This is a genomic window from Paracoccus sp. UBA5162, assembly GCF_002413585.1.
Taxonomy (GTDB): domain Bacteria; phylum Pseudomonadota; class Alphaproteobacteria; order Rhodobacterales; family Rhodobacteraceae; genus Paracoccus.
This window is the reverse complement of the sequence record NZ_DHXG01000084.1, coordinates 23,161-33,202: the sequence shown is the minus strand read 5'-3', so window position 1 is coordinate 33,202 and position 10,042 is coordinate 23,161. Positions and strand designations below refer to the sequence as shown.

Sequence of the window (10,042 nt, the reverse complement as noted above, 5' to 3'; positions counted from 1 at the left end):
CTGGTCAATTCCGCCGGTCACGGTCCGAAGGGTCCCGTGCTCGAGATCTCAGACGACGGCTGGCACGAGGGGATGGAGGTCTACCTGCTGAACGCGATCCGCCCCGCCCGGCTGGTGACGCCGATCATGCAAAAGCAGGGCGGCGGCGCGATCATCAACATCTCGACCTTCGCAGCCTTCGAACCCGATCCGCTATTTCCCACCTCGGGCGTGTTTCGCGCGGGCCTCGCTGCCTTTGCCAAGCTCTTTGCCGACCGATACGCGGCCGACAACATCCGCATGAACAACGTCCTGCCCGGCTTTATCGACAGCCTGCCCGAAACCGAGGACCGGCGCGTGCGCATTCCCATGGGCCGCTATGGCCGGGCCGCCGAAGTCTCGTCGCTGATCTCCTGGCTCGCCTCCGACGAGGGCAGCTACATGACCGGCCAGAACCTGCGCCTCGATGGCGGTCTGACCCGCGCTGTCTGAGGCTGCGTCCTCTCGGCCATTCTTCTCGGCGCAACCGTCCGATGTGGAACAAGGCTTAACCGTAATCGGATCGCACAATGTCCTTGCGGCGCGCGAAGACCATCAGCACGAATTGCAGGCCCAGCACGGCAAAGCCGACCGGCATCAACCCATAGGGTATCCACATGGGCGTGCCGAACGCGCTGCTGACGCGCTCGCCATAGGCGAAGGCGTCGCGCGCCATCAGCCAGCCTCGCCAGGCGATCGTGAACGAGAAACCCGCGCCCACGACCGCGATCACGACCCGCAGAAGGTGCTGCAACGCCGGATTGCCGCGTTCGGCCAGAAAGCCGATGCCGATCTGTTCGCCTCGTCGAAGCGTGTCGGCTGCGGTGACCAGCGCCAGATACACCATGAGAAACGAGTTGATCTCCATGCTCCAACTGGTGGCGCGGGCAAAGAAGTGCCGCGTCAGCGCGTCATAGCCGATGGTGATCATCATGAAGACCAGCACCAGCGCGCCGCCGGCCTGCAAGATCCAGGTCAGCCAACCCATCGCACGGTCGACGGCGCGCATCGGCGTTATGCTTCTTCGCCAAGGGCCAGCGCGATGGCACGCTGACCCACGTCAGGACCGACCTCGTCAAGCCAGACCTGACGCACGTCGACGTTGATCTTGTCGAATTCGGCGATCTCGTCGTCGGCCGGCTCGATGACTTCGATCCCGGCCTCCTTGAAGGCGGGCCAGTATTGATCGCGGAAATAATCCTCGTTCGCTGCGCGGGCGCTTTCCTGATCGAACCATTCGACCCCCTCCATGAAGGCGGCGCGGACATTCTCGGGCATCGCGTCCCAACGGCGCGTGGTCGTGAAGACGCCGATCGCAAAGCCTGTCACCGGCATCCGATAGGCATAATCCACCTGTTCCTGGATCGAGCGTCCGTTGATGGTCGAGATGTTGGCCACGGCCGCATCGACCGTCCCGCGTTCCAGCGCGAGATACAGTTCGGACGAGGGAATGCGCACCGGGGCGGCGCCGAAATGTTCCAACGCAGCCGAGGCCTCGAAGGACACGAGCCGGATCTTCTTGCCGTCGATCTGGGAGAGGTTGGTGATGGGCGCGCTTTCGATGCTCCAGATATATTCCGGTTCCATGATTCCACCGCCAAGCGACAGGCAGCGCAGCCCCTGTTTTTCCAGCTCTGCCGCGATCAGTTCGAACAGGGGCGCGCCGCGGCGCAACCGGTCGGGGTTCTCATAAAGGGGGCCGACCACGCCGGGCAGGCCCAGGACCCCAAGGATGGGCAGCGACCGCGTGACATAGGATGAGGTGTGAAACATGAAGTCGATCGTGCCAGCCCGCAGCGCCGGCAGTTGTTCATCCGCCGCGACCAGGCGGCCGCTGTCATAATAATCCAGCGCGACGACGCCTTCTCCCGCCTTGTTCACCCGGTCAACCAACCCCTGCGAACCATATGCCAGATCGGCATAGGATGGCGGCAGGTAGCTGACCCCGGTCAGCGTCTCGGCGGCAAAGGCCCGCCGCGGCAGCCCCGCAAGGGACAGCCCGCCAAGAGCGGCGGTGGCGCCAAGGATCTGTCTTCTGGTGGTCATGTCTTCTCCTCCCTCTTTTTGTCTATCGTCAGGCGGGGCTCAGGGCATCAGGCCCGGCAGCCACAGCGCCATTTCAGGCACCAGCACGAACATCGCCAGCACCAGGAATTGCAGGATCACGAAGGGCAGCACGCTGCGGATGATATCCTCGATGGCCAGGACCGGGGCGACGGCCTTCAGCGTATAGAGGTTCAGCCCCACGGGCGGCGTGATCACCGCCATCTCGAGATTCATGACCAGGATGATCCCGAACCACAGCGGATCATAGCCCAGGGCCGTGATCAGCGGCAGCAAGATCGGCGTCGTCACCACGATCAGCGAAACCGCGTCGATCAGCATGCCCAGGAACAACAGGGCGATCATCACCACCATCAGGATGGCGAAAGTCGGAAGCTGGGTCTGGGTCAGGGCCTGCGATACCGTATCGGGCAGCCGGATCAGGTTGAGGTAATCGCCAAAGATCCGCGCGCTGCCCATGATCAGCAGGATCGCCCCCGAGATCCGCGCGCTCGACGCGATGATCTGCCAGAAACGCATCCATGTCAGGCTGCGAAACACCAGCGCCGCCAGCGCCAGCGCGCCCAGGGCGCCAAAGGCGCCCGCCTCGCTTGGCGTGGCGACGCCGGAATAGATGACGCCCAGAACCAGAAGCACCAGCAAAGCCGCGTGCCACAAGCCGCCAAGCGAACGCAGGCGTGCCCCCCAGTGCGTGGCTTCGGTTTCCCGCGGCGCCTCGGACGGATTCAAACTGGCGCGGATCCAGATATATCCCGCCAGGGCCATCGCCAGGATCACCCCCGGCACGATCCCGCCAATGAAAAGATCCGCGACCGAGACGCCGGAGACGGCGCCATAGATGATCAGCGGGACACTGGGCGGGATCAGCATGGCAAGCGCGCCCGAACTGACGACCGCCCCGGCCGCAAGCCGATGCGAATAGCCGCGCGCAAGCATTTCCGGAACGGCGATCGATCCAATGGCCGCGACCCCTGCGATCGAGACCCCCGAGACCGCGCCGAACACCGTCGAGGCGCCGACGGTCGCGATCGCCAGTCCGCCGCGAAGGCGGTTGAACCACAGCGCCGCCGCACGGTAGAGATTGGCCCCGACCGGCGTTGCCGACAGGAAATTTCCCATCAGCACGAACAGCGGCAGAGCCAGCAGTTCAAAGCTGTTCAGCTGCGCGAAAAGCGAACTGGGCCCGAAGAACAGCGCCATCGACCCGCGCGCCATATAGAGTCCGATCATCCCGGCCGCACCAAGAGCCAGAAAGATCGGGGCGCCGATGGCGATCAACGCCAGAAGGGTGACCAGAACGATCAGCGGTTCGATCATGCGGCGCCCTCGGCGGCGCCGAACCAGCCGGCGCGAGACATCTGCCCGGTCACGCGCCCCGGAACACGCTGATCCAGCCAGTCGATCTGCGCGGCCAGCCGGTCATGCGACAGACCCGTCGCCATGCCTTGCCGCGTCAGCAGATAATTCGCATCCTCGGTCGCGATATTGCCGGTTGCGCGCGGCGCGAAGGGACAGCCGCCCAGGCCGCCGATGGATGTGTCTGCAACCTCGGCGCCCAGTTCGATCGCCGCGATCAGGTTCGCCATACCGGTCCCGCGGGTATTGTGCAGATGCACGCCCCAGCCCGTGCCGCCCAGAACCGGAGCCATCGCGCGATGGACCCGTCGGATATCCGCCGGGGCGGCGACGCCGATCGTGTCGGCCAGCACCACCTGCCCTGCGCCGGCCGCGATCACGGCCTTTGCCATGGCGGCAACGCGGGCCTCGGATATCTCGCCCTCGAAGGGGCAACCGTAGGCGGTGGCGATGACGGCTGTCACATCGCGCCCGGCCTCGCTGGCGACGGCCGCGGCGCGGCTGAATTCGGCAACGCTGTCTTCCGCCGACATTCCCTGGTTGCGGCGGCAGAACGTGTCCGAGGCGACGACGGCAAAGCGCAATTCGGTCGCGCGGGTCGCGATGGCACGTTCCGTCCCCTTCAGGTTCAGGACAAGCGCCGCCAATCGCACATCCGGCAAGGGGGGCAGGCCCGCCAGAACCTCTTCGGCGCCGGCCATCTGCGGGACGCGGGCGGGATGGACCATGCTGACCGCCTCGACATGCCGCGCGCCGGCATCGGCAAGCCCGGTGATCATCTCGATCCGCTCCTCGACCGAAAATATCCGGTCGAGGTTCTGCAATCCGTCGCGCGGTCCCACCTCGCACAGGGTCAGCATCAGATCACCCCCTCGGCGCGAAGCTCGTCCAGCTGGCTTTCCGACAGACCCAGACGACCATAGACCTGCGCGTTGCTGGCGCCGATTTCCTGCGGGCCAAGCCATGCGATATCGCCCGGAGTATCGGACAGGACGGGAAAGACACCCGGCACGGTGATGCTGCCGAACTCGTCATCCTCGATGTCGCGAACCATGCCCCGCGCACGGAAATGCGGATCCTCGACCACCTCGGCGATCGAATTGATCGGGCCATGCACCACGTCGAAGCGATCCAGCCGCCGGGTCAGTTCGGCCATGGTCAGCGCGCCGGACCATTCGGCGATCAGCGCGTCCAGTTCCTGCTGGTTGTCGCCGCGCGCGATATGGGTCGCGTATTTCGGATCGCTTGCCAGTTCCGGACGATCCATCGCCCGGGTCAGCCGGCGGAACATCGCGTCCACATTGGCCGCGATGACGACATAGCCCGCATCGCTGGTCGGATAGATGTTGGACGGCGCGATCTTGGCCAGCCCCGACCCCGAGGGCTTGCGAACATGGCCGGTCTTGGAAAATTCTGTCACGCAGCTTTCCAGCATCGCAAAGCAGCTTTCGGTGATGGCCGCATCGACCACCTGGCCCTGCCCGCCGTTTCGATCGCGACGGAACAGCGCCATCATCATGCCCTCAAAAGCGAACAGCGCCGTCAGCGTATCACCGAGCGAGATTCCGAAACGCGGTGGCGGCATGTCCGGATAGCCATTGATATAGCGCAATCCCGACATCGCCTCGCCCACCGAGGCAAAGCCGGGCCGCGAGGCATAGGGACCTGTCTGCCCGAAGCCCGAAACCCGCACGATCACCAGCCCCGGATTGATGCGATGCAGGCGCTCGGGCGACATGTCCCATTTTTCCAGCGTCCCGGGCTTGAAGTTCTCGATCAGCACATCCGCGGTCTCGATCAGCTTGCGCACCAGCGCCTGCCCACGCGGATGGCGGAGATCGGCGGATACCGAATGCTTGTTGCGCGCCATGATCGGCCACCACAGCGTCTTGCCCTGATACTGGTTGCGCCCCCAGTTACGGATGGGATCTCCGGTGCCGGGCGGCTCGATCTTGATGACCTCGGCTCCGAAATCGGCGCAGCGCGTGCCGACGAAGGGACCGGCAAGCAATTGTCCCATCTCGATCACACGCAGACCCTGCAGGGGGCCGAACTCTCGCCCTTCGGGTTCGCTCATTGCGGCTTTTGTCCCCCTTGAATCCCAAAGATCGCATCTCTGGATACATTCTGAACCAGATTCCGTCTTGCTTGCAAGAAACTTAAGAATATGGATACAATTTCTGAAATTTTTGCATTCGTGACCCGATGGAACATTCGAAATTCGCAACCTCCACCGACCGAGCCTATCGTCAGTTGCGGGACGCGATCCTGAGCGGCAGCCTGCCGACCGATCGCAAGGTGACCGAGACCGGGCTTGCATCCATGCTGGGTTTGTCGCGAACGCCCGTCCGCGCGGCGATCGGCCGCTTGCTGATCGAGGGTTTGCTGCAACGCCGCAGCGGCAGCGGCCTGTGGTGCGTGCTGCCCACGCCCGGCGAGATGCAGGAGATCTTCGATATCCGGGCGCGGCTGGAATCCTATGCCGCGGCGCGCGCCGCCGAACGCGCCAGCGCGGAACAGCGCGAGGCCGTGAAGCAATCGGCCGAACGCATGTCACGTCACGTCGCCGCCCTGGCGAAGCGCAGCGATCCGGATATCGCTCGCCGGATCGAGGAAGAGAATGCGTTTTTCCATCGGCTGATCCTCGAGGCCGCCTGCGCCCCGCGGCTCGAAAGGCTGCTTCAAAGCACCGTGGATGTGGCTTTCGTCAGCCTGACCCTGCAACGTTACAGCCTTGGTCAGCGGGTCCGCTCGGCAGGCCATCACCACGACATTGCCGAGGCGATCGCCCTTGGCATGGCGGAATGGGCCGCCCGCACGATGGAGGCGCATATCCTGGCGGCCGCAGCCTCATTCCGGAACCGCTACGGCGTTGCGGCCGAGACACCGCAAGATGACAAGGCCTGAGCCCGCCCGCGGCGGTGTCGATGCGGTCCACAAGACAGGCTGGCGGCGCCAAGGGGCAATTGGGACAACCTGCCAAGGCTTGTCCCGAACCTACCCCAACCGGTCCGCCAGAGTCTTCGTCTCGCCCATCCGGTAAAGCTTGATTTCACGCCACAGCCGCAATGTCGGCTTCATCGCGAAGAAGACCGAACCGATGGTGAAGAACCAGGTCGCCGGGGTTTGAAGGCTGGCGGAAAAGAACATCATCGATCCGATGATGAAGCACAGGGCCGCCGCGAAATCGACGACGGTATGGGCGATCTCGAATTGCGCATAAAGGCGGCGCGCGGCGGGGGTCGCCTCGCGACGGTGGTGCCGGAAGATGCCGCGCCAGAAGCTCAACGGTTCAGGCCGCCCGCGACCGAGGGGATGTCGCCCGGCGCAAAGCCGAAATGGCGCAGCCAGCGCAGGTCGCTTTCAAAGAAGGCGCGCAGGTCGGGAATGCCGTATTTCAGCATCGCGAGACGGTCGATGCCCATGCCGAAGGCAAAGCCCTGCCAGCGATCGGCGTCGATCCCGGCCGAACGCAGCACATGCGGATGGACCATGCCCGAACCCAGCACTTCCAGCCAGCCGTCGCCCTGTCCCACTTTCAGCGTGCCGCCTTCCCAGGAGCACTGGATATCGACCTCGGCCGAGGGTTCGGTGAAGGGGAAATGGCTGGCGCGGAAACGGGTCTTCACCGGTGTCCCGAAATAGGCCGAGAAGAATTGTTCCAGCACCCATTTCAGTTGCGCCATGGAAATGTCGCGGTCGATGGCCAGCCCCTCGATCTGATGAAACATCGGGGTATGGGTCTGGTCCATGTCCATCCGGTAGACGCGGCCCGGCGCGATCACGCGGATCGGCGCGCCGTGTTCCTGCAGGGCGCGGATCTGGACCGGAGAAGTATGCGTGCGCAGGACATGCGGCGGGCGATCGTCGCCGGGCGCGCGGTGCATGAAGAACGTGTCGTGTTCCTGCCGCGCGGGATGTTCGGGGGCGATGTTCAGCGCGTCGAAATTGTACCAGTCGGTTTCGACCTGCGGGCCTTCGGCGACGGCGAATCCCATATCCGCGAAGATCGCGGTAACTTCGTCGGTGACCTGGCTGACCGGATGGATGGTGCCCGCCGGGCGCGGCCGGCCGGGCAGCGTCACGTCCAGCCATTCGCCGGCGAGGCGTGTCTCCAGCGCGGCATCCTCCAGGCTGGCTCGGCGGGCGCGCAGCGCGGTGTCGATCTCGTCGCGCAATTCGTTCAGGGCGCGTCCGGTGGTCTGACGTTCCTCGGGGCTCATCCGGCCCAGTTCGCGCATCTTCAGGCTGATCTCGCCCTTCTTGCCAAGCGCCTTGAGCCGCACCTCCTCGATCGAGGCCGGGTCGGCGGCGTCCTTGATGCGGTCCAGCCATTGCTGGCGCAGAGGGGTCAGATCGTCCATCGTCATGCCTTCGCGTGGCTTCCTGGCCCTTGCCTTAGCATTGTGTCGGGCGCTGGAAAAGGCCGGGCTCAGACGGCTTTCGTCTGGTTGACGCGGGCCGACAGGGCCGCGCGGCTTTCGACACGTTCGGAATAGCGGTCCACCAGATGGTCGCGGATGTCGCGGGTCAGCAGGGTGAACCGCATCAATTCCTCCATCACGTCCACGATGCGGTCGTAATAGGGCGAGGGCTTCATGCGACCCTGATCGTCGAATTCGTCCCAGGCCTTGGCGACCGAGGATTGATTGGGGATGGTCAGAAGCCGCATCCACCGGCCCAGGATGCGCAACTGGTTGACGGTGTTGAAACTTTGGCTGCCGCCGCAGACCTGCATCACCGCCAGCGTCTTGCCCTGGGTGGGCCGCACGCCGCCCAGCGACAAGGGGATCCAGTCGATCTGGGTCTTCATCAAGCCCGACATGGCGCCGTGGCGTTCGGGCGAGGACCAGACCATGCCTTCGCACCACCGAACCAGATCGCGCAACTCCGCGACCTTGGCGTCGTCGGCCCCGGTCGCATCGGCCAGCGGCAGGCCGCGAGGATCAAAGATCCGCGTCTCGGCGCCCAGGGCGTTCAGGACACGGGCGGATTCCTCGGCGGCAAGCCGCGAAAAGCTGCGCTCGCGCAGCGATCCGTAAAGCAGAAGGATGCGCGCACCATGAGTGCTGCGCGCGGACGGAAACAGCGCATCGGGGTCAGGGGACGGCAGGCAATCGCGGCGGATATTCGGCAGGTCAGCCAAGGATTTCTCCTTTTCCGTTCATGATCATCTGGCCATCTTCCTTGAAGATCGGGCCAGACGGCACGCGATCCAGCAGCGGCAGGACGGTTTCCGAGGGCCGGCACAGGCGCACGCCACGGGCCGAGGCGACGATGGGCCGGTTGACCAGCACCGGATGGGCCAGCATCGCCTCCAGAATCGCGGCATCCTCGACGGTATCATCCAGCAGGCCCAGTTCGGCCGCCGGGGTTCCGGTGATCCGTAGCGCCTGTCGGGGCGTCAGGCCTGCGGCGGCGAACAGCGTCAGCAGGTGCGGGCGGGTCCAGCCTTCGCGCAGATAGTCGATCACGACCGGGTCGGCACCCGAGGCGCGGATGATGGCCAGAACGTTGCGCGAGGTGCCGCAATCGGGATTGTGGTGGATGACGATCATGCGCGGGCCTCGGGAAAACGGTCGCGGGTCCGGTTGGCAAAGGCCACCAGCGTCAGCATCACCGGCACCTCGACCAGCACGCCGACCACCGTGGCCAGCGCCGCGCCCGAGTTCAGGCCGAACAGGCTGATCGCGACCGCGACGGCCAGTTCGAAGAAATTCGAGGTTCCGATCAGCGCGCAGGGCGCAGCGATCCGGTGCGGCACACCAAGCGCATGGGCCGCGGCGTAGCTGAGGGCAAAGATGCCATAGCTCTGGATCAGGATCGGCACCGCGATCATGGCGATCACGACCGGCCGGTCCAGGATGACCTGTCCCTGCAACGCGAACAGGATGGCCACCGTGGCCAGCAGCCCGATCACCGAGAACGGCTTGATCCGGGCGGTAAAGGCGGCGGTGGCGCCGCGCATCGCGTGGCGGGTGATCTGGCCCGCGATCAGCGGCAGCACGATATAGAGCACCGTCGCCAGAACAAGCGTCTGCCAGGGCACCTCGACCTCGGTCACGCCCAGCAGAAAGGCGACGATGGGCGCGAAGGCCACCACCATGATGAGATCGTTCACCGAGACCTGGACCAGCGTATAGGTCTCGTCCCCGCGGGTCAGTTGCGACCAGACGAACACCATCGCGGTGCAGGGGGCGGCGCCCAGCAGGATCAGCCCGGCGATATATTGCGATGCATCGGCCGGCGCGATCCACGCCGCGAAGACATGATCGAAGAACAGCACCGCCAGCAGGGCCATGGTGAAGGGCTTGATCAGCCAGTTGACCACAAGCGTCACCAGCAGGCCGCGCGGCTGACGGGCGATGCCCGAGACCGCGCCGAAATCGACTCCGATCATCATCGGATAGACCATCGCCCAGATCAGCACGGCAACGACGAGGTTGATCGAGGCGATCTCGGCCCCGGCGACGGCCTGCACGAGACCGGGCGCGATCACGCCCAGGCCGATGCCGCCGATCATGGCGGCCAGAACCCACAGGCTGAGCCAACGTTCGAACCCGCCCAGTCCGCCGGCATGGGATGCGGAGATATCGGTCATTGC

At 65.0% G+C, this 10,042-nt stretch carries 12 protein-coding genes; 2 read left to right on the top strand and 10 right to left on the bottom strand.

The window, feature by feature from the left end; all coding sequences use genetic code 11:
* Positions 1 to 471, top strand: a 471-nt coding sequence (locus B4A72_RS14055; RefSeq protein WP_292978884.1) for an SDR family oxidoreductase, incomplete at its 5' end; no start/stop codon positions are given.
* A gap of 55 nt (positions 472 to 526) precedes the next feature.
* Here the strand turns inward: B4A72_RS14055 and B4A72_RS14050 are convergent.
* From B4A72_RS14050 to B4A72_RS14030, 5 genes are read right to left on the bottom strand one after another with little or no spacing between them, the layout of a single operon-like run.
* Positions 527 to 1,027, bottom strand: a complete 501-nt coding sequence (locus tag B4A72_RS14050) for a TRAP transporter small permease (RefSeq protein WP_292952150.1) — start codon at positions 1,025 to 1,027, stop codon at positions 527 to 529.
* A gap of 5 nt (positions 1,028 to 1,032) precedes the next feature.
* Positions 1,033 to 2,064, bottom strand: a complete 1,032-nt coding sequence (locus B4A72_RS14045; RefSeq protein ID WP_292952147.1) for a TRAP transporter substrate-binding protein — start codon at positions 2,062 to 2,064, stop codon at positions 1,033 to 1,035.
* Between the two features lie 39 nt (positions 2,065 to 2,103).
* Complete coding sequence (locus tag B4A72_RS14040; protein WP_292952144.1) at positions 2,104 to 3,399, bottom strand: TRAP transporter large permease; 1,296 nt, start codon at positions 3,397 to 3,399, stop codon at positions 2,104 to 2,106.
* Positions 3,396 to 4,298 carry a hydroxymethylglutaryl-CoA lyase gene (locus B4A72_RS14035; RefSeq protein ID WP_292952141.1) on the bottom strand — a complete coding sequence of 301 codons (903 nt, stop codon included), beginning with the start codon at positions 4,296 to 4,298 and terminating at the stop codon, positions 3,396 to 3,398. The genes B4A72_RS14040 and B4A72_RS14035 overlap by 4 nt, the downstream gene beginning before the upstream one ends.
* The gene (locus B4A72_RS14030) at positions 4,298 to 5,515 is read right to left on the bottom strand and encodes a CaiB/BaiF CoA transferase family protein (RefSeq protein ID WP_292952138.1); all 1,218 of its coding nucleotides are present in this window, start codon (positions 5,513 to 5,515) and stop codon (positions 4,298 to 4,300) included. The genes B4A72_RS14035 and B4A72_RS14030 overlap by 1 nt, the downstream gene beginning before the upstream one ends.
* Positions 5,516 to 5,643: 128 nt before the next feature.
* On the opposite strand from B4A72_RS14030, the gene B4A72_RS14025 reads away from it, so the two are divergent.
* On the top strand, positions 5,644 to 6,345 hold the full coding sequence (locus tag B4A72_RS14025; protein WP_292978882.1) for a GntR family transcriptional regulator: 702 nt from the start codon (positions 5,644 to 5,646) through the stop codon (positions 6,343 to 6,345).
* 90 nt (positions 6,346 to 6,435) lie between these two features.
* On the opposite strand, the gene B4A72_RS14020 is transcribed toward B4A72_RS14025, so the two are convergent.
* From B4A72_RS14020 to arsB, 5 genes are all read right to left on the bottom strand, one after another.
* Complete coding sequence (locus B4A72_RS14020) at positions 6,436 to 6,726, bottom strand: YrhK family protein (protein WP_292952132.1); 291 nt, start codon at positions 6,724 to 6,726, stop codon at positions 6,436 to 6,438.
* A complete protein-coding gene (gene pheS, locus B4A72_RS14015; RefSeq protein WP_292952129.1) occupies positions 6,723 to 7,802 on the bottom strand; it encodes a phenylalanine--tRNA ligase subunit alpha in 1,080 nt (359 codons plus the stop codon). The genes B4A72_RS14020 and pheS overlap by 4 nt, the downstream gene beginning before the upstream one ends.
* A 68-nt stretch (positions 7,803 to 7,870) precedes the next feature.
* Positions 7,871 to 8,584, bottom strand: coding sequence for an arsenical resistance protein ArsH (gene arsH / locus B4A72_RS14010; RefSeq protein WP_414692131.1), 714 nt, complete (start codon positions 8,582 to 8,584; stop codon positions 7,871 to 7,873).
* Positions 8,577 to 8,996 carry an arsenate reductase family protein gene (locus B4A72_RS14005; RefSeq protein WP_292952126.1) on the bottom strand — a complete coding sequence of 140 codons (420 nt, stop codon included), beginning with the start codon at positions 8,994 to 8,996 and terminating at the stop codon, positions 8,577 to 8,579. The genes arsH and B4A72_RS14005 overlap by 8 nt, the downstream gene beginning before the upstream one ends.
* On the bottom strand, positions 8,993 to 10,039 hold the full coding sequence (arsB, locus tag B4A72_RS14000; protein ID WP_292952123.1) for an ACR3 family arsenite efflux transporter: 1,047 nt from the start codon (positions 10,037 to 10,039) through the stop codon (positions 8,993 to 8,995). The genes B4A72_RS14005 and arsB overlap by 4 nt, the downstream gene beginning before the upstream one ends.
* Positions 10,040 to 10,042 lie beyond the last annotated feature (3 nt).

Bases quoted from the DNA above. Each gene is read 5' to 3' on its own strand.
- B4A72_RS14050 (WP_292952150.1), bottom strand. From the start codon at position 1,027: ATGCGCGCCGTCGACCGTGCGATGGGTTGGCTGACCTGGATCTTGCAG.
- B4A72_RS14045 (WP_292952147.1), bottom strand. From the start codon at position 2,064: ATGACCACCAGAAGACAGATCCTTGGCGCCACCGCCGCTCTTGGCGGG.
- B4A72_RS14040 (WP_292952144.1), bottom strand. From the start codon at position 3,399: ATGATCGAACCGCTGATCGTTCTGGTCACCCTTCTGGCGTTGATCGCC.
- B4A72_RS14035 (WP_292952141.1), bottom strand. From the start codon at position 4,298: ATGCTGACCCTGTGCGAGGTGGGACCGCGCGACGGATTGCAGAACCTC.
- B4A72_RS14030 (WP_292952138.1), bottom strand. From the start codon at position 5,515: ATGAGCGAACCCGAAGGGCGAGAGTTCGGCCCCCTGCAGGGTCTGCGT.
- B4A72_RS14025 (WP_292978882.1), top strand. From the start codon at position 5,644: ATGGAACATTCGAAATTCGCAACCTCCACCGACCGAGCCTATCGTCAG.
- pheS (WP_292952129.1), bottom strand. From the start codon at position 7,802: ATGGACGATCTGACCCCTCTGCGCCAGCAATGGCTGGACCGCATCAAG.
- B4A72_RS14005 (WP_292952126.1), bottom strand. From the start codon at position 8,996: ATGATCGTCATCCACCACAATCCCGATTGCGGCACCTCGCGCAACGTT.
- arsB (WP_292952123.1), bottom strand. From the start codon at position 10,039: ATGACCGATATCTCCGCATCCCATGCCGGCGGACTGGGCGGGTTCGAA.